The following is a 19,204-nucleotide window of genomic DNA, read 5'->3' as shown; positions in this document are numbered from 1 at the left end:
AGCAAATTATGGCGTGCGTGAAATGTATTATTTCTCATCTATATTTGAACGTGAAATCCATACTCTTTCAAAACGTTTTCTAATGTTTTAAAAATTTCTGGGAATTGTTTTTGAATTGTTTCACTTAATTCAATCTGCGGCTCAAACGTTTCTGGTTGAACCCCTATTAAACATAGGTTTTTAGGGAATTCATCCGTTAATTTTAACGCAGAAAGTACATCGCAAATACCAAGTTGGTGTGGTGAAATTTTACGCGAGAAAAATACTGGCACTTGCTCATCATGAAGCACAATTATTTTTCCTGGCTGTTTATTGGCAAGTACGGCATCGATGATGATGATATGCTCACGATTTGCCATTTCATCCAATAATTCCATGCCGCAAGTGCCACCGTCAACCACGTCAAAGTGCGGTAAAATTTCAGGGCGATTTTCTAGGGCTTGGGCGATTCGTACGCCCACGCCTTCATCGCCGAGTAAAATATTACCAACGCCTAAGATTAATGGCTTCATTAGAGCACCTTCACTTGTGTGACTTCACCATTTTCTGTGTTCACAACATGCACTGCGCATGACATGCAAGGGTCGAAAGAGTGGATTGTGCGCACAACTTCTAATGGTTTTGTCGGATCTGCTACAGGTGTACCGATGATGGAAAGCTCATAAGGCCCCATTTCATCATTTTGGTTACGAGGGCCTGCATTCCAAGTTGATGGTACAACGGCTTGATAATTTTCGATTTTGCCATTTTTAACGACAACCCAGTGAGAGAGCATGCCACGAGGTACCTCACCAAAACCAACACCTTTAAACTCACCTGTTTGTGGAATGTCTGTCTTGAGATAAGCAACAGTATCACCAGTGCCAATATTATCAACAAGTAGTTTCCATTGTTGTTCAAGAATATTATTTAGCACGCAACAATGTACGGTACGAGCAATAATACGACCTAATGTTGAGTGTAAATGGTCAACAGATAAAGTATTGCCGCTTAATTTTTCATACAACCCTTTAATATGGTTAAAGTGATGTAATGTATCTTTATTTTCGTTTGCTAAGTTACACATTAAATAGGCAAGAGGGCCCACTTCAACAACTTTTCCGTAGAAACTTGGCGCTTTAACCCATGAATATTTGCCTTCATCTTGCCAGCCTGTATATTTGGGACGTGTTAAACCAGCCCAAGGTTCAAGCGGTTCATCGTCTTCATACCAAGCGTGTTTACCACTTTCCTTAATGCCTTTTACAACAAATTCATCTTTTTGTTGCGTAATAGGACGGAAGGTCGAAATATCGAAGTTTTCAATGTAGCCACCCGTTAGAGCAAATTTAGAATTATCACCGTCAATTGGATATTCAGGTACAGAAAGATAGTTACCTGATGTTTTACCAAGATTAAGCCATTCTGGGTAATAAGCTGCAATGATAGCCGCATCAACACGATAAACTTGAGTCACGAAGTCATTTAAACGATCAATACAGGATTTTACAAACATTAAACGTTCTAAGTTTAATACTGATTGAGAGTCTAAGTTGATTGGGTTTGCTACACCACCAATTGCTAGGTTTTGAATGTGCGGTGTTTTTCCGCCGAGTAATGCCACAATACGGTTACAATCACGTTGACATTCAAGTGCTTGTAAGTAGTGAGCCACCGCAATTAAGTTTACTTCTGGCGGTAATTTCATGGCAGGGTGACCGAAATAGCCATTGGCAAAAATACCAAGCTGACCGCTTTCAACTAAAGATTTAATTTTATTTTGGACGTTGCGGAATTCATTAGCACTGTTTAGTCCCCATGTTGAAACACCTTTAAGCATTTCAGCGGCTTTATCGGGATCAGCATTCAGTGCCGCAGTGATATCCACCCAGTCCATTGCAGAAAGTTGATAAAAATGAACGATATGGTCGTGCATGCTATGAGCAGAAAGAATCATATTGCGGATATATTGTGCATTCACTGGCACTTTGGCGCCGAGAGCATCTTCCACTGCACGCACACTAATAATGGCGTGAACGGTTGTACAAACGCCACAAATACGTTGCATAATCATCCAAGCATCACGCGGATCTGAACCTTTCACGATATTTTCCATACCACGCCACATTGTGCCTGATGACCAAGCATTTGTTACTACGCCATTTTCAATTTCGCAATCGATACGCAAATGGCCTTCAATGCGTGTGATAGGGTCGATTGAGATACGTTTTTTTTCAGTCATTATTCTGCTCCGCTCATTTTTTTACTGAATTGTGCTTTTTCGGCAATAATTTGTTCCGAGTCTTCATGATGTTTTTCTTTCAACACTGGTAAGACAGGGAATAGACGAATTATTAAAATATAGGCGCAAATTTCGATGGAAACGAAACCAATAGAAATTAGCAATTCTTCTGCTGATGGGAAGTAACGATAGCCATTACCAGGATCGTACATAATCATTGAATAATTTAAACGCCATAGGGCTGCGCCAAGTAACATGCTCAAGGCTGAGATAAATAGCCAACGTGAATCAGATTTTTTCTCACCAAGGAATAAAGTGAGTAATGGTAATGTCATTAGCCATACTTCCATCCAAAACATCCAAGCTTCAAATTTACCAAGTTTATCGAATCCGAATACATAATGGAGTTTGTCATGGTAAATCAATTCGCCAAAGCGTACCGCAAGGAAAAGTGCGATTAATCCAGCGGTCACTTTTGCAAGCTGGGTAAAGAGTGAACGCTCATCTGGTGTTTTTCCTGCCAAACCTGCACGCACTAAAGAACCTTCAAAAATGACGATAGAAAAGCCCATAATAAATGCGGTGAGTAAGGATAAGATTGGTAATGCTTCATAGCTTTGCCACACTTGATGAACTTTATGACCTGCGGCGATCATTAATGATCCCATAGATGATTGGTGCATCATCGGCAATAGTGCGCCAAGTGCGATGACAAAGAACATAATTTTGTTGAGCTTATTAAACCATTTTTTCAATCCTAAGAACCCGAGCCAAACTGGCGCAAATTCAAGGGTGACAACAATGATGTAAATCGTCATACAAAATGCGGTTTCAAATAACACCGAGTTTGTATTGAATTGACCTGGAATGTAGAAGTAAGGCAAGTGCCAGTAACGACCCATATCAATAGTGATGGAAAGACCACCTAATGAATAGCCGAATAAGCTGGCAAGCAATGCAGGACGCACAAGAGGGTGATATTTCCCTTTGTTGAAAATATATACTGTCCAAGCTAATGCCCAACCACCACAGGCAAAACCTGTGCCTACAAGTAAGTCAAAGGAAATCCATAAGCCCCAAGGATAACCGCCGTTAAGTGCGGTGACGGAACCGATACCTAAGAACAAACGTTTGATAATTAATAAGATACAAATTACAGCCAAAGGTGCAAAAAAGAGAATACTGGCGGAAACTAATCGACCGCCCACTGGACGTGGATTACCCATGATGTTCATCCTCCGTTTCTTCCATTTCTTTACGCGCTTGGCGCATTGCTTCTTTTTGCGCTTCAATTCGTTCGCGAATCTTATCGCCGTGCATATTCTTATAAGTCATCATTGTTAAACCGGCTAATGCCACCAGTGGCAATGCTAAACCGCGATACAAGAAGTGCTGTAAATGCGCTGCACGTGCACCTGTAGCAATATCATCTAACTCAGGGAAACCTAAATTTTCTTGCGGAACCGCACTTAAGACTAATACTTGTGTACCTCCACCTTCTTTTTCACCGTAAATACGATATTGATAGGCTGGCACGGTTGCGCGATAAGTGTCTTTGCTGTTTACATGTTGGCGAGGATAGTCATATTCGGTGCCACGTAATAAACTTAAACGACGTTTTGCTTCTGCTAAAAGTTCTTCACGGGTACCAAAAATAATTGCGCCAGTTGGACAAACATGACAACAACCTGGTAATTCACCTTTATCTAAGCGTTCCACACCTTTTTGGTTGCAAAGTTCACATTTGCTGATTTGACCAAATGGATTATCGTAATCATATTTTGGCACGTCAAACGGACAGCCGACCATGCAATAACGGCAACCAGTACAAATATCAGGATCGTATTTAACAATACCTGTTTTAGGATCTTTGGTTAAAGCCTGTACTGGACAAACGGAAACGCAGTTTGGATCAACACAGTGCATACATTGTTTTTTAACATAAGCATAACCGTTTTCGGTTTTATCTTTATTTTTGCCGTCTCCATCGCTCCATACTTGAATCACATTGCGTGTGAACGGAGTAAGTTTGTCATTGTTTGCCCAAGTTTGCTCACCTTTGGGATTGACAGGTGTTTTGTTCACTTGCTGACATTCTGCGACACAAGCCTGACAGCCAACGCAAAGTGTGGAGTCATAAAGCATCCCTAGTGCGCCAGGAATTGGCGGAAGATTTTCCACCGCTTCGGCTTTTGCAACGGGCAGACCTGATGTGACTGTTCCCAGCAGACCTGCCTTAAGGAAATTTCGTCTATCCATCTTTAGTGTCCTTGATCTTGATTGGCTTGATTGTCTGCAGCTTTGTTCGCTTTATGTTGTTTGCTTAATTCTTTCAATGTCACAACGCTGACGCCTGCTAAAATGGCTGCGGCACCGCCTAATAAGCCAATCGCCGTCATTGAGGCGCCTTCGCCTTCAACATTGTTCACATCTGGTTTTTCCACGCGTGGCGTTGGATTTTCTACGTTCGCTAATTGGAAAATGCCTTTGGTAAAGCCGATACCTTGATCGTTACAGCCATAGCAAGGATGTCCGATACCCACTGGCCAGTTATTACCACCAACATCACAGAATTCTAGTGTAGAGCAGTTGCCGTAAGTTTCGGGTCCTTTACAACCTAAATGATATAAACACCAGCCATGACGATGACCATAATCGCCAAATTCTTTTGCGAAACGGCCTGCATCAAAGTGCGGTCGGCGATAACAGTTTTCATGGATTAGACGGTCATAAGCAAACAATGGACGATTTAATTTATCCATTGCTGGCAATTTTTTATAAGTGATGATATAGGCAACGGTTGCTAAGAAATTATGTGGGTTAGGAGGGCAACCAGGAATGTTAATAATTGGTGTGCCTTTTGGTAACACTTCAGAAAGACTGACTGCACCTGTTGGGTTGCCACCGCAAGATGGAACACCGCCCCAAGATGAGCATGATCCAATTGCAATAATGGCTGCCGCACCTTTTGCTGCTTCACGAATATGTTCCACAATTGGTTTGCCTGCCACCATGCAGTAAACACCGCCGTCTTTAATTGGAATGGAACCATCCACTACAAGCACATATTTGCCGTAATAATTATGGATAGCATTATGTTTATTTTCTTCCGCTTGTTCACCAAATGCGGCAGAAAGTACCTCATGATATTCGAGGGAAATTAAATCGAGTACGAGATTTTCAACAGTTGGGTGGGTTGCACGCAGTAAAGATTCGGTACAGCCAGTACATTCTTGCGCACCAATCCAAAGTACGGGTGGGCGTGCTGGACTGGTCATTGCTGCCGTCATTTCAGCGCCAGCTTTAGAATTTAGCCCCATCGTAGCCGCAAGTGCGGTACATAATTTCATAAAATCTCGGCGAGAAACATCTGCCAACGCAGAAAAAACGCCATCCGGATTATTCATAGTATCACTCCAAAGACACACATTTATTGTGGAAATTGGCCAATGATAAATGTTTTCTTCAAAAAAAATTTGATCATAATCATGAAATGAAGAATTTATAGAAAAAATATGTCCAAATTGTGAACGTAATGTTATTGTATTTGAGAGGAGTTCTTATTTGATTGAAAAAGAACAAAAATAAAGGCTGTAGAACACAGCCTTAGATTGAATTAAGAGCAAATTTTTTCAAAAACTAACCGCACTTTTTCTTGATCTTTTACGCCCGCAGAACTTTCTACTCCAGAATTAAGATCCAACCCTAAGCAATTTTGTTGAATGGCTTCTTCCACATTATTTGGTGAGATGCCTCCAGCTAAAATAATCTTGTGTTTAAGATTTTCAGGAATTAATGACCAATCAAAGGTTTTACCCGTGCCACCTTGCTGGTTCGCGGTTTGACTATCAAAAATATAACGATCCACATTTAAATCATCAGTAAAATCAACCGCACTTTGGGCTTCAGTATTGACCGAAATCGCTTTCCAAATTTGCGTGTTTTCTGGTAGTTGCTGGCGAAGTGTGGTAATAAATGCTGCAGTTTCTACACCATGTAATTGCACCGCATAAAGCTGTAACTGGTTGGCTATTTTTACGATAAAGTCAATTTCTTGATTCTGAAAAACACCAACAAATCGAAGTCGAGCAGCGGTTACCAATTCTTGCGCTTGGCGTAAACTTACACAACGTTTTGAATGTTCTACGAAGATTAATCCGCCGTAAACTGCACCGTTTTCGTAAACGATTTTGACATCTTGCGCGCGTGTTAAACCACATACTTTATTTTCTCCAAAAATGACTGAGCGAACCGCATTATTCAAATCTTGGTTGCCCATTAAGCTACTCCCAATTAAGAAACCATGCGCCACTTTTTGTAATTGACGAATTTGCTTGTGATTGTAAATGCCTGATTCACTAATAATACGTATATCAGTTGGAATACGATCGGCGTATTTTTCAGTGAGTTCCACAACACGATTTAAATCCACAGTTAAATCGTGCAAGTTACGATTATTAACACCAATAATTTTTGCACCAAGCGCAAGGGCACGTTCAAATTCTTCTTCATTACTGGTTTCTGTCAATACGCCCATACCAAGAGAATGGGCAAGATCTGCCAGCACACGATAAGTCTCATCGTTGACGACGGAAAGCATTAATAAAATTGCATCCGCTTGATAGTAGCGAGCAAGGTAAACTTGATATTCGCTGATCATAAAATCTTTGCAAAGCACAGGCTGGCTTACGATAGCGCGAACTAAAGGCAAGAACTCAAAATTCCCCTGGAAATATTTTTCATCTGTCAGAACAGATACAGCAGAGGCATAATGTTTATAGACATTGGCGATGTCTTCCAAATTAAATTCAGCACGAATTAATCCCTTGGAAGGGGAGGCTTTTTTACATTCCAAAATATAGGCTGGCTTTTGATGCGTGCCTTTTGCTAACGCTGAGTAAAAAGAGCGGTCAGATTTTTGAACGTTTTGTTTAAACTGAGAAAGCGGAAATTCAGTTTCCTTTGCTTTAACCCATTGCGCTTTATCAAGCACAATTTTTTGTAGCACAGTAGCGGAATCAATGGGTTTGGTAAAATCTTGAGTGATCATCATTTTTCTTCTTATTGTGGCGTATCAAATTAGCTTTTATTAATATGTAGTTAATTTCTGCAATGTTTCAAAGGCTTTACCTGATGCAAGATGCGCCAATACATTTTGCACATTTTGTTTTAAGTCATCATGCCCGAATAATTTCAATAATAATGCCGTGTTTGCTGCCACAGCATTTGCGTGTTCAGCCTTTCCTTTGCCTTGTAAAAGTTCGGTGAGCATTTGGGCATTTTCTTGTGGTTCACCACCGCGAAGGCTTTCTAGGGATTGCGTTTCTAAGCCAAAATCTTCAGGTGTTAAAGTGAAATATTCAATTTTGCCATTTTTAATTTCTGACACTTGTGTTTCACCGTGTAATGCGACTTCGTCTAAGCCAGAACCATGCACAACAAAGGAATGTTGATGTTCTAAGGCAACTGCAGTTTCAGCATAGGTTTTCACCAATTCAGGTGCATACACGCCAAGCAAATGATAAGTCGGGCGAGCAGGATTGATAAGCGGGCCTAAAATATTAAAGATAGTGCGCGTTTTTAAAGCAGCACGGACTGGCGCAACATGGCGGAAGCCAGAATGATATTGTTGAGCAAATAAAAAGCAGACACCAATTTCATCTAATGCTTGTCGAGCTTGCTCTGGTGTGACATTCACATTCACGCCAAGTGCGGTTAACACATCGCTGGCACCTGATTTGCTTGATACACTGCGGTTACCGTGTTTTGCTACTTTTGCTCCCATTGATGCTGCCACAATCGCACTAGCAGTGGAAATATTAATAGTGTTTTGCCCATCCCCCCCCGTTCCTACAATATCCGCAAAAGAGTAATTTGGATGTGGAAATTCTTTGGCATTTTGTAATGAGGCAGCAACCGCACCCGTAATTTCCTCAGTATTTACTCCCCGCACTTTTAAAGCGATAAGCATTGCAGCAATTTGTTCATTGGAAAGCTCACCTTGGATGACTGCATTAAAAAGTGCGGTGCTTTCTGAGGTTGAAAGTGAATGTCCGCTATAAAGTTGTTCTAATAATTGGTTGTGTTGCATAGTCTATTCCTGTTTTTCTTTGTATATGGATTTGTTAATTTTCTATATTTTATTAAACATAAATATCGTAATCTAAATCGCGCGCCTCATCGCCTGTCATACCTCGGAAGCCCCAGCAATGCGCAGGTTGTTCTTTAATCGTAATTTCCACATCGTGAGCACGGATGCCAAGCTTGTACTCTAATTCGCTAAACAGCATTTTTATCAAGCGTTTTTTCGTGCCTTCCATACGACCAGCCATCAGGTTAATTTCGATGACCGTGTAATCATCGCTACGGTCGAGAGGGTAGTAAAAATCTTCTTTTTCTAAACACAAAAAGCGAATCGCGTGTTTACCTTTAGGAATATCTAAGCCGAGATAGAGACTGTTATAAATGACTTCTGCCAGTTGTTCACGACGTGGTGCGAGTTTGGATTTAAGTCCGAATACGGTGATCATTTTTTCTCCTTTAAAGTGCGGTTAAAAATCACCGCACTTTTTGATGTCTTATCTATTTAACAACCATTCAATGGATTGTTGTAATAATTGCGAACCTTGCACTGTTAAAATACTTTCAGGGTGAAATTGGAATGCGCAAATAGGTAAATCTCGATGACGAATTGCCATGATAATGCCATTATATTCCGCATTGACGATAAATTCTTTTGGTAAATCTTGTCCCATTAAAGAATGATAACGCGCCACAGGCATTGGGTTAGCAAGATCTTTAAACATCGCCTCGTTATCATGGGTAATGCGAGAAACTTTACCATGCAATACTTCGCCAGCGTGAACAACCTTCCCGCCAAAGGCTTGAATCAATGCTTGATGGCCCAAACAAATTCCAATAATTGGAACATGATTTTTTAAGCGTTCGATCAATGGCAGCAAAATCCCCGCTTCTGATGGTGTTCCTGGCCCCGGAGAAAGTGCAAGAATGGTATCTGGTGTATTAACTGCCGTTTCTACTAGTTTTTCTAAATCGCAATCATTGCGGTAAATTGTCACGTTGTGACCCAATACACGGAATTGATCCACAAGATTGTAAGTAAAGGAATCGAAGTTATCTAAAAATAAAATATTAGCCATAATAATTCTTCCTTATTTTGCTTGTGTATTAACTTGACGAATAGCTTTTAAGACAGCCGCTGCTTTGTGGCGTGTTTCATCTGCTTCCATTTGTGGATCAGAATCCAATACCTCGCCGCAACCAGCTTGTACATGGGCAATCCCATTTTGTACAAAAGCAGAACGGATCACGATACAGGTATCAAAATGTCCATCGGAAGTGAGATAACCCACTGCACCACCGTAACTATGGCGTTTTTGTTGTTCAAATTGATAAATAAGCTGCATTGCTTTGATTTTTGGCGCACCAGTTAATGTGCCCATATTCATACAGGCTTGATAGGCGTGGAGCGCATCTAACTCAGGGCGTAATTTACCCACTACGCGAGAGACCAAATGCATAATGTGAGAATAGCGATCCACTTGCATTAATTCTGCTACTTTACGGGTACCGCTTTGGCAAACTCGAGCAATGTCGTTACGCGCTAAATCAACCAACATTAAATGTTCCGCTTGTTCTTTGTGATCAAGACGAAGTTCTAATTCTAAACGTGCATCTAATTCAGGATCAATGTTGCCGTGAGCATCAAAACCACGAGGGCGTGAACCAGCGATAGGGTAAATTTCTAACTGACGATTTTCTGGCTCATATTTCAGCGCACTTTCTGGCGATGCACCAAATAAAATAAAGTCTTCATCATTCATATAGAACATATAAGGGCTTGGATTATTTTGTTTGAGTTGGGCGTAACTGGCTAATGTATTCGGGCAAGCCAGGGAGAAACGACGAGAGGGTACAATTTGGAATACATCACCAATGTTAATATGGTGTTTTAAGGCTTTTACAATGCCGGTAAATTCAGGATCTTCAAAGTTTGTTTTAACTTCATCACTTGCCGCTTTAATAGAAAGAACGTTATCAATATTTTTTAGTTTTTGTGCGATAGAAAGTGAGGTTTTGGCAATATTGACTTGTTCTTCTTGAGCAAAACAGAAACTTTTGAGTGTCGCTTGTTGATTTTGATGATCGATAGTAATGAGGTGTTCGGCAAGATAGAAACTGTAATCAGGGCAGTTGATACCATCATTTTGCAATGTAATGCCATCCATTGGAATGAAATTTGCGACGAGATCGTAAGCAAATAATCCGCCTAAGAAAATTGGCGTTTGGCTATGTTGATAAAGATTAGAAATAACACGCAGTCCATCAAAAATAGTTGCAGACTGTAATTTACTATCTTCATCGAGTTGATTATCAAGTGGCGAAAATTGTACAGAAAATTCGTCTTCAAAATTGACCGCACTTACTTTTCTAAGTGCGGTTAATTTTGGATGAATTTCTTTTAAAACTTGTTTTCCATTCTCATTTAATGCTTTAAATGTGACGTTGTGACCTAAGCAAGTTATCTTAACTGCAGCATTGACTAAGATAAGGCTTTGTAAGCTGTTTTTATTCCCGATTTCGGCAGAGTCGAGTAGAAGAGAATTTGAATTAGGTTGGCAAAGTGTATTAAAAATAGCAGTGGTGTCAGCATAATAAGGAACGGGTTGAGCTGTCACCGCAATAAAGGCTTGAGTTTGCATATTGATATCCTTTTGGAAACTTTTGTACTATTAAACTAGTACAAAAGAAATAAGTCAAGACTAATTAATATTTTTTTAAGTGTTTTAAGAAAAATAACTAATTTATGTTAAAAATAGAGAGGAAATTTGGTTTAGTCTACTTAATTAAAAGGACCAAATTCTAGAACATAGAACTTAGTCCTTGTATTAATTTAGCCTAACTTTTTTAGAGTTAGATAGATTGCAGGTTAAGTTTTCGTTAGAGTTGAAATTTACCCATTAAGCATGGCAAGTTTGGCAAGCTGCTTGGAACATCCATACCAATTTTTCTTGTTCTTTAATGTAGTCACTCATTTGTGATGCAGTACCTTCGTCATCAGCATCGCCTGCAAGAGCAAGAATTTCACGTTGTTGTTCAAGTAATGTTTTTAAGCCTTGTAATGTGCCTGATAAACATTCTTGTGCGCCGCTTACTGCAATATCTTCTTTAATACGAGATACTTTTAAGTACTGGCTATATGCATTATCTGGTGTGTAACCTAAAGTTAAAATACGTTCTGCAACTTCATCAACTTTGGTGATTAAATCTGTGTAGATTTCTTCAAATTTTGCGTGCAATGCAAAGAAATTTACACCTTTAATGTTCCAGTGGTAACCACGAACGTTAGTATAGAATACTTGGTAGGTTGCAAGTAATTCGTTAAGTTTATTTGCTAATTCTGCTGATTGAACTTTGTCTAATCCGATAGATGTTTTTGACATAATAATTTCCTTTTTCTAGTTGAATAATAGAGCTAATGCCCTGCCTTTGATATGGGTATTATACGTTTCTAGAATTTGCTGTGAAATTGTTCTATTCAATAAAATTGATAGTCTTTGACTATATGTTAATAAATTGTAATAAATTTAAACTATCAAAATAAGTGATCGGGATCACAGTTATAAGGAATACTTTAGTAAAGGGTCGCGGCTAACAGTAAATTTTGCTTTAATAAGTGCAGTTATAATTTTTAATATTTTAAGGATGTCTTATGCAAGAACTTATTAAGCACGCATTGCCACAAGATGATGCACTCAATCAAGATATTGTTGATGAAATTCGTTTGCAAAATTGGGCTGGTTTTTTAAATCGTTCCCAAGTGGAGCAGCTTTGTTGTGGTTTTGAACTTACGCCATTAAAATTAGCTATGCATTTGTTGCCGATTGCGGCGAGTTATAGCCATACCGCGATTTCTCATTTTAATGTGGGGGCAATTGCTATTGGCGAACAAGGTGATTTTTATTTTGGTGCGAATCAAGAATTTTCTAATTCAGCCATTCAGCAAACGATTCATGCAGAGCAAAGTGCAATTTCTCACGCATGGTTGCGTAATGAACGTCGTATTTCAGATATGGTGGTCAATTACACGCCGTGCGGGCATTGCCGTCAATTTATGAATGAATTGCATGGCGCTGAAAAAATTTCAATTCATTTGCCACGTAGCCAAAATAATCCGTTGCATTCTTATTTACCTGATGCTTTTGGACCGAAAGATCTCGATATTGCGGTTCATCTTTTAGCGGAAGAAAATCATGATTTAGTGGCTGATCACCAAGATGATTTGGTTAATCAAGCTATTTTGGCGGCAAATCAATCTCATTGTCCTTATTCAAATAGCCCGCATGGCATTGCAATTTTATTTAAAAATGGTGATGTGGTGACAGGACGTTATGCAGAAAATGCCGCATTTAATCCGAGTTTACCAGCGTTGCAAACCGCACTTAATTTTGCGTATTTAAATGATAAAAAATTGACTGATATTGAGCGAATTGTGATGGCTGAAAAAGCATTAAAACTAAGCCATAAAACCATGGCTGAAGCGCTACTTTCTACATTAACATCAGTGAAATTAGAGTACCATTCATTGTGAGTATGTAAGATTCTTGATGGAAAATAAAAAAGGGAATAATTTCCCTTTTTTATTTGTTTGCTAAAATTACCGCTCTTTTCGGTGCTTGATAGCCTTCAATAGTTTTACTGTGATCATTTGGATCTAAGAAATCAATCAGGCTTTCATTTTCCAACCAATCAGTTTTACGCTGTTCTTCTAATGTAGTTGTCGCTACATCCACACAACGTACGTTGGTAAAGCCAACTTTTTCTAGCCAGTTAATTAGTGCAGCGACAGAGGGGATAAAATAAACATTTTTCATTTTCGCATAGCGATCTGTCGGTACGAGTACAGTATTTACATCGCCATCCACCACTAAGGTTTCTAATACCAATTCGCCACCTTTTACCAATTGATTTTTCAGCTGGCTTAAATGATCTAATGGGGATTTACGATGATAGAGTACGCCCATTGAAAATACAGTATCAAATGCCCCTAATGGTTGCATTTGCTCAATACCAAGTGGGATAAGATTTGCTCGACGAGCATTATTAAGCAGTTTGCGTACAGCTTCAAATTGGCAAAGGAAAAGCTCGGTAGGATCAATCCCGACCACCATTTTTGCGCCTTCGCCTACCATTCTCCACATATGATAACCGCTGCCACAGCCCACATCTAAAATAGTGCGACCTTGCAGCGGTGCTAAATGAGGAAGAACACGATCCCATTTAAAATCTGAACGCCATTCACAATCAATATGAATGCCGAAAAGATGATAAGGCCCTTTTCGCCATGGCATTAATTGTTTTAAATGATGGATAATTCGTTGTTTTTCACCTTCTGAAAGGGGAGAAGTGCGGTCAGATTTCACCGCACTTTTGAGATCGATTTCATCAGCATGTAAATCAGGTAGGAAATCAACAATTTTGCTCCATTTCGCATAATCGCCATGAGTTTGAGTTTCCCATTCTTTTAATTGGAGTGGTAAGGTCTCTAACCAGTCTGATAAATTTGTGGTCGCAATTTGTTGATAAAAAGGGCGAAAGTCGATCATTTTGCTTCCTTATAGGCCTTCTCTGCTTTGTCAAAGGTATCTAGAACATTTTGTTCTGGTTTGCTAGACAGTAATGAGACAACAATAATTGCAAGGCTACCGAAAGCAAATCCCGGAATCATTTCATATACTTTGAACCAATCGGTATCAGCTGGAACAACTTCTTTCCAAGCAAATACTGTCACTGCGCCTACCAGCATACCTGCCATCGCACCCGATGATGTCATTCGTTTCCAGAAAAGAGAGAAAAGTACTACAGGGCCAAATGCACTACCAAAACCAGCCCAAGCGAATTCTACTAGTTTTAATACTTTGCTGTTTTCATCTTGTGCTATCCAGATAGCAAGTGCGGCAATAACCAACACCATAATTCTTCCAAGCCATACGAGCTCTTTTTCAGATGCGTTAGGGCGAATAAAACCTTTGTAGAAATCTTCTGTGATTGAGCTAGACGAAATTAATAATTGCGCACTTAATGTGCTCATTACTGCAGCTAAAATAGCTGAAAGTAATATGCCTGCGATCCAAGGATTAAACAAAAGTTTAGCGAGTTCAATAAAGACTTGTTCCGGTTCATTATTGACTGTGCCTGCAATGTTTGGATTAGCAAAGAAATAAGGAATCGCGAAGAAGCCAATACCGATTGCTCCACCTAAGCAAAGCACCATCCATGTCATACTAATGCGACGAGCTTTGATAAGTGATTTGACAGAATAAGCCGCCATAAAACGCGCTAAAATATGTGGTTGCCCAAAATATCCCAATCCCCAAGCGGCAAGGCTTAATAGACCAAGTGGCGTAGTGGCAGTAAATAAATCGGTAAAATCTTTATTGGCAGCCGCTTCAGCTTGCGCTAATACTGCGGAAAATTGAGCGGTATCACCAATGCTTAATAATACAAATATAGGCGTTAAAAGTAGCGCAAAAATCATAAGAGTTGCTTGAATGGTATCTGTCCAACTTACTGCTAAAAAACCACCGATAAAAGTGTAAAGAATGGTGGCTAATGCTCCGTACCAAAGTGCGGTGGAATATTCGACTGAAAATAAATTTTGGAATAATTTTGCACCTGCAACTACACCCGAAGCACAATAAATAGTAAAAAACACTAAAATAATGGTGGCAGAAACAAGTTTTAATAATTTGTGTGATGAACCAAAACGATTATGAAAATATTCTGGAAGAGTGAGGGCATTATTATTTAATTCAGTATAAACACGTAAACGACCAGCCACCAGAAGCCAGTTAAAATAAGCGCCAAGTGTTAAGCCGATAGCAATCCAGCCTTCAACTAAGCCTGATAAATATACTGCACCAGGCAAGCCCATTAAAAGCCAACCAGACATATCTGAAGCACCAGCTGACATTGCCGTGACAAAGCTGCCTAAACGACGTCCACCGAGAATGTAATCTGATAAATTATTCGTATAATAATAGGCTAGTACGCCAATCAGCAACATCCCGAAAATATAAATAGTAAAAGTAACAAGAGTTGGGTCGAATCCAAACATTTAATAAGTCCAAAATGGGTTAAAAATTTCAGAAAGGGTGCATTTTACCTTATTTCGGGCTATTATTCTATTTAGACTGAATATTTGATGAAATTTAAGAAATTAGGAATATAAAATGGATGCTGTAGAGTTATTGATGAACGTAACGCCTAACGAAACACGCATTGCGCTAGTAGAAACAGGAATGTTGCGCGAAGTGCATATTGAACGCCAAGCCAAACGAGGAATTGTCGGAAATATTTATAAAGGTCGTGTAACTCGAGTGCTACCGGGAATGCAGTCTGCGTTTGTTGATATTGGTTTGGAAAAAGCGGCTTTTTTACACGCTGCTGACATTGTATCCCACACAGAATGTGTAGATGAAAATGAACAAAAGCAATTTAAAGTTAAGAGCATTTCAGAATTAGTACGCGAAGGGCAGGATATTGTTGTACAAGTGGTAAAAGATCCCCTAGGTACAAAAGGCGCACGTTTAACAACAGACATCACATTGCCATCGCGTCATCTTGTTTTTATGCCAGAAAATAGCCACGTAGGCGTTTCACAACGTATTGAAAGCGAAGAGGAACGTGCCCGTTTAAAAGCATTAGTTGAACCTTTTTGTGATGAACTCGGCGGTTTCATTATTCGCACCGCAACAGAAGGGGCAAGCGAAGAAGAATTACGTCAAGATGCTGAATTTTTAAAACGCTTATGGCGTAAAGTCTTAGAGCGTAAATCTAAATATCCAACCAAATCAAAAATTTACGGTGAACCAGCGCTTCCACAACGTATTTTGCGTGATTTTATCGGCACGAACTTAGAAAAAATTCGTATCGACTCTAAGCTTTGCTTTGGCGAAGTGAAAGAGTTTACCGATGAATTTATGCCTGAACTAAGCGATAAACTTGTTCTTTATTCTGGTAATCAACCTATCTTTGATGTGTATGGGGTTGAAAATGCGATCCAAACAGCCTTAGATAAACGTGTTAATCTCAAATCGGGTGGCTATTTAATTATCGAGCAAACAGAAGCAATGACCACCATTGATATTAATACAGGTGCATTTGTAGGGCATCGTAATCTAGAAGAAACCATCTTCAATACCAATATTGAAGCGACAAAAGCTATCGCACAGCAACTACAACTACGTAATCTGGGTGGCATAATCATTATTGATTTTATTGATATGCAAATAGATGAACACCGCAATCGAGTATTAGAATCTTTATGTGATGCGCTTTCTAAAGATCGTGTGAAAACTAATGTGAATGGCTTTACGCAATTAGGTCTTGTGGAAATGACCCGTAAGAGAACTCGTGAAAGCCTTGAGCATGTGCTATGTGATGAATGCCCAACTTGCCATGGACGTGGTCGGGTGAAAACGGTTGAGACAGTTTGCTACGAAATTATGCGTGAAATTATTCGGGTGTATCATTTATTCAGTAGTGAACAATTTGTTGTTTATGCCTCGCCAGCGGTTTCCGAATATCTTATTAACGAAGAATCTCACGGTTTGCTACCAGAAGTGGAAATGTTTATTGGCAAACGAGTAAAAGTAAAAACAGAACAGTTTTATAACCAAGAACAGTTTGATGTGGTGGTGATGTAAACTCCGTTTCAACAAAGTACGGTGAAAAATTTTTGAGATTTTCACCGCACTTTTAAAAGTATCTTTTTACATTTTTTCTTTTGTCATTTTCATTTTTTTATTTGATTTCATCTTTTCATCAGATTTCATTTTCATATCAGATTTCATGCCCATTTCATCAGACTTCATCATATTGTCAGATTTCATCATGTGGTCAGAGTGCATTTGTATGTCATCTGATTTCATCATTTTTTTCATTGGGGTATTCATCATCGATTCTGATTTCATTGGCATGGCATCAGATTTCATTTCTTCTGCGTAAAGGGTGCTTGCACCAAACAACATAGCCATACCTAAGATTGCAGTTTTCAATGTAATATTTTTCATTTTAAATTTCCTTGTTTGAGTGGTAAAAATAGTATACTGAAAGAAATTCTTTCTTTCATGTTATTAGACGAAACACTCTTTCATTTCTTACAAAAATTTTAAAGGAATTAAAATGAATGCTATTTCTGATACGGAACTCCAACAAATTCGTACGCAGATGCTGAAATTTGCAACGTTACAGTTGCACCATACCGATCTTGCTGAGGATTTAGTACAAGAAGCATTTTTAAGTGCATTTAACAATCTCGCGAATTTTAAACATCAAGCGGCTTTTAAAACTTGGGTTTTTGCTATTCTAAAAAATAAAATTATTGATTACCTTCGCCAGAAAGGACGCTTTGTATTAGAAAGTGAAATTGAAGATGAACAGTCAACTAATACATTTTTTGATGATACAGGCCATTGGAAAATAGAATATTATCCGAGCGAATTACAGGGTGAAGAGGAAACGGTGTATTCTGATGAGTTTTGGTTGATTTTCGAAACTTGCCTGACTTGTTTACCCGCTAAACATGCCAAAATTTTTATGATGAGAGAGTTTTTAGAATTGTCATCGGATGAAATTTGTCAAGAAACTCAGCTTACCACCTCCAACTTGCATACTACACTTTATCGGGCTCGTTTGCAGTTGCAAAATTGTCTATCAAAAAAACTTTAGGAGAAAATTATGCGTTGTATTCAAGCTACTCGAATAATTTCTGATTCTCATGAGCGACCATTAGAACTGCAAGAAAAAATGGGTTTAAAAATGCATTTGTTAACTTGCCCTCATTGCCGTCGTTTTCAACGAAATTGCAAAACCTTAAGTATGATGATGAAGAAATTTAAAGATTCACATTAGGAATTTTGACAGAGTGAAAAACACCGTTACTTTTCACCGCACTTTATTGAGCCAGCTATAAGCTAATCGTACTAAATTTAATATTCTTATAAATAAAGTGTTTATTTCTTCATTTTTGCCAATAAACTTACCGCTCCCACAATTACAACTGCGCCGAACCAAAAATAGAGGTTAGGCGTATGATGCCAAAAGAGCCAGTCGAATACGCTAGAGAAAATGACACCAGTGAAAGCAAAAGGGGTAATAACGTTGGCTGGCGCATATCTGAAAGCGCGCGTGAGCAATAATTGGAAAATCAATCCAAATCCGCCCACCAATAGCAATAAACCAAACTCGTATAAATTAGGGATTTTCCATTGATGAATAAAGAAGATTGGTAGCATGAGTGTCCCAATCAGATGAAAATAAAATACGATATTTTTTGGTGTGTTGTATTTGTTTAATTCTTGTAAGCCAATAAATGCCATTCCTGCCAATACGGCACCAGCTAATCCAATCAGCACATAAATAGGATCAACATCGCCATTGTGATTGGTGAGTAAAATAATGGAAACGCCAAGAAAACCGATTAAGCTACACAAAAGTACATTAAGCGGTGTTTTTTGATGGAAAAAGAGCAATAAAATCGGGATAAATAGGGCAGAGGTATTCATCAATAAGACAGCGATGGAAAGCGGTAAGAACTTCACGACATAAAAGTTAATCAACATGCTCGATACACCCGCGGCATTACGCAGGATTAAAAATTTCCATTGACGGGTATCTACTTTAAAATCGCGATCTTTAATCACAAAAGGTAGTAAGAAAAGCAAGCCGATTAAAAAGCGTGAAAATAAGGTTTCACTTGCAGGGATTGTTTGAGACGCGGTTTTGACAAATACATTCATCAAGGTAATGGAAAAGTACGCTGACACCATAAAACTAATCGCTTTGTGATAAAGCGAAGGAGTGGAATATGATTGCATATAGATTTTTTTGCCTTAGAAAATAGCGTGTTTTAACGCTTTATTATTGGTTATAACAATGAATTTTAGTCAATTTCTTTAA

At 38.9% G+C, this 19,204-nt stretch carries 19 protein-coding genes; 4 read left to right on the top strand and 15 right to left on the bottom strand.

Features of this window, described 5'->3' with window-relative positions; translation table 11 throughout:
- Nucleotides 1–38: 38 nt before the first annotated feature.
- The 11 genes from A8M50_RS05245 to A8M50_RS05195 all read right to left on the bottom strand — a co-directional run bounded on the left by A8M50_RS05245 (nt 39) and on the right by A8M50_RS05195 (nt 11,685).
- Nucleotides 39–512 (bottom strand): HyaD/HybD family hydrogenase maturation endopeptidase, encoded by a 474-nt coding sequence (locus A8M50_RS05245; RefSeq protein WP_005645495.1) that lies wholly within the window; start codon nt 510–512, stop codon nt 39–41.
- A complete protein-coding gene (hybC, locus tag A8M50_RS05240) occupies nt 512–2,221 on the bottom strand; it encodes a hydrogenase 2 large subunit (RefSeq protein ID WP_005645350.1) in 1,710 nt (569 codons plus the stop codon). Before hybC ends, A8M50_RS05245 begins: the two co-directional genes overlap by 1 nt.
- Nucleotides 2,221–3,447 (bottom strand): Ni/Fe-hydrogenase cytochrome b subunit, encoded by a 1,227-nt coding sequence (gene hybB, locus A8M50_RS05235; protein WP_005629305.1) that lies wholly within the window; start codon nt 3,445–3,447, stop codon nt 2,221–2,223. The genes hybC and hybB overlap by 1 nt, the downstream gene beginning before the upstream one ends.
- Complete coding sequence (gene hybA / locus A8M50_RS05230; RefSeq protein ID WP_005645413.1) at nt 3,440–4,480, bottom strand: hydrogenase 2 operon protein HybA; 1,041 nt, start codon at nt 4,478–4,480, stop codon at nt 3,440–3,442. The genes hybB and hybA overlap by 8 nt, the downstream gene beginning before the upstream one ends.
- Nucleotides 4,481–4,482: 2 nt before the next feature.
- Complete coding sequence (gene hybO / locus A8M50_RS05225; RefSeq protein ID WP_005645504.1) at nt 4,483–5,628, bottom strand: hydrogenase 2 small subunit; 1,146 nt, start codon at nt 5,626–5,628, stop codon at nt 4,483–4,485.
- Nucleotides 5,629–5,837: 209 nt separating this feature from the next.
- Entirely contained in the window at nt 5,838–7,271 is a 1,434-nt protein-coding gene (gene trpCF, locus A8M50_RS05220; protein WP_005645330.1) for a bifunctional indole-3-glycerol-phosphate synthase TrpC/phosphoribosylanthranilate isomerase TrpF, read from the bottom strand.
- Between the two features lie 39 nt (nt 7,272–7,310).
- Nucleotides 7,311–8,312: an anthranilate phosphoribosyltransferase gene (trpD, locus tag A8M50_RS05215; protein WP_005645344.1), complete on the bottom strand. Its 1,002-nt coding sequence runs from the start codon at nt 8,310–8,312 to the stop codon at nt 7,311–7,313.
- A 52-nt stretch (nt 8,313–8,364) separates the two neighbouring features.
- On the bottom strand, nt 8,365–8,751 hold the full coding sequence (locus tag A8M50_RS05210; protein WP_005645448.1) for a tautomerase family protein: 387 nt from the start codon (nt 8,749–8,751) through the stop codon (nt 8,365–8,367).
- 48 nt (nt 8,752–8,799) lie between these two features.
- On the bottom strand, nt 8,800–9,381 hold the full coding sequence (locus A8M50_RS05205) for an aminodeoxychorismate/anthranilate synthase component II (protein WP_005645468.1): 582 nt from the start codon (nt 9,379–9,381) through the stop codon (nt 8,800–8,802).
- Between the two features lie 12 nt (nt 9,382–9,393).
- Complete coding sequence (gene trpE / locus A8M50_RS05200) at nt 9,394–10,944, bottom strand: anthranilate synthase component I (RefSeq protein ID WP_005645457.1); 1,551 nt, start codon at nt 10,942–10,944, stop codon at nt 9,394–9,396.
- A gap of 258 nt (nt 10,945–11,202) precedes the next feature.
- Nucleotides 11,203–11,685, bottom strand: coding sequence for a Dps family protein (locus tag A8M50_RS05195; protein ID WP_005641835.1), 483 nt, complete (start codon nt 11,683–11,685; stop codon nt 11,203–11,205).
- Between the two features lie 269 nt (nt 11,686–11,954).
- On the opposite strand from A8M50_RS05195, the gene cdd reads away from it, so the two are divergent.
- Nucleotides 11,955–12,833 carry a cytidine deaminase gene (cdd, locus tag A8M50_RS05190; protein ID WP_005645491.1) on the top strand — a complete coding sequence of 293 codons (879 nt, stop codon included), beginning with the start codon at nt 11,955–11,957 and terminating at the stop codon, nt 12,831–12,833.
- A gap of 49 nt (nt 12,834–12,882) precedes the next feature.
- Here cdd and cmoB read toward each other — a convergent pair whose 3' ends face one another.
- Complete coding sequence (gene cmoB, locus A8M50_RS05185; RefSeq protein ID WP_005645328.1) at nt 12,883–13,848, bottom strand: tRNA 5-methoxyuridine(34)/uridine 5-oxyacetic acid(34) synthase CmoB; 966 nt, start codon at nt 13,846–13,848, stop codon at nt 12,883–12,885.
- Entirely contained in the window at nt 13,845–15,359 is a 1,515-nt protein-coding gene (gene putP, locus A8M50_RS05180; protein WP_005645302.1) for a sodium/proline symporter PutP, read from the bottom strand. Before putP ends, cmoB begins: the two co-directional genes overlap by 4 nt.
- A gap of 115 nt (nt 15,360–15,474) precedes the next feature.
- Between putP and rng the strand changes: the two genes are divergently transcribed.
- The gene (rng, locus tag A8M50_RS05175; protein ID WP_005645453.1) at nt 15,475–16,950 is read left to right on the top strand and encodes a ribonuclease G; all 1,476 of its coding nucleotides are present in this window, start codon (nt 15,475–15,477) and stop codon (nt 16,948–16,950) included.
- A 66-nt stretch (nt 16,951–17,016) separates the two neighbouring features.
- Here rng and A8M50_RS05170 read toward each other — a convergent pair whose 3' ends face one another.
- Nucleotides 17,017–17,316, bottom strand: coding sequence for a hypothetical protein (locus A8M50_RS05170; protein ID WP_005645409.1), 300 nt, complete (start codon nt 17,314–17,316; stop codon nt 17,017–17,019).
- Nucleotides 17,317–17,428: 112 nt separating this feature from the next.
- Here A8M50_RS05170 and A8M50_RS05165 point away from each other — a divergent pair, with 112 nt between their 5' ends.
- Nucleotides 17,429–17,974 carry a sigma-70 family RNA polymerase sigma factor gene (locus A8M50_RS05165; protein WP_005645297.1) on the top strand — a complete coding sequence of 182 codons (546 nt, stop codon included), beginning with the start codon at nt 17,429–17,431 and terminating at the stop codon, nt 17,972–17,974.
- Between the two features lie 9 nt (nt 17,975–17,983).
- Nucleotides 17,984–18,157 carry a zf-HC2 domain-containing protein gene (locus A8M50_RS05160; protein ID WP_005636028.1) on the top strand — a complete coding sequence of 58 codons (174 nt, stop codon included), beginning with the start codon at nt 17,984–17,986 and terminating at the stop codon, nt 18,155–18,157.
- 101 nt (nt 18,158–18,258) lie between these two features.
- On the opposite strand, the gene A8M50_RS05155 is transcribed toward A8M50_RS05160, so the two are convergent.
- On the bottom strand, nt 18,259–19,122 hold the full coding sequence (locus A8M50_RS05155; RefSeq protein ID WP_005645292.1) for a DMT family transporter: 864 nt from the start codon (nt 19,120–19,122) through the stop codon (nt 18,259–18,261).
- Nucleotides 19,123–19,204: the final 82 nt, after the last annotated feature.

Origin of the sequence: Haemophilus haemolyticus, assembly GCF_001679045.1 — a bacterium.
Classification (GTDB): Bacteria; Pseudomonadota; Gammaproteobacteria; order Enterobacterales; family Pasteurellaceae; genus Haemophilus; species Haemophilus haemolyticus.
The sequence above is the reverse complement of the archived record's forward strand: the minus strand, read 5'-3'. Positions and strand labels throughout refer to the sequence as shown.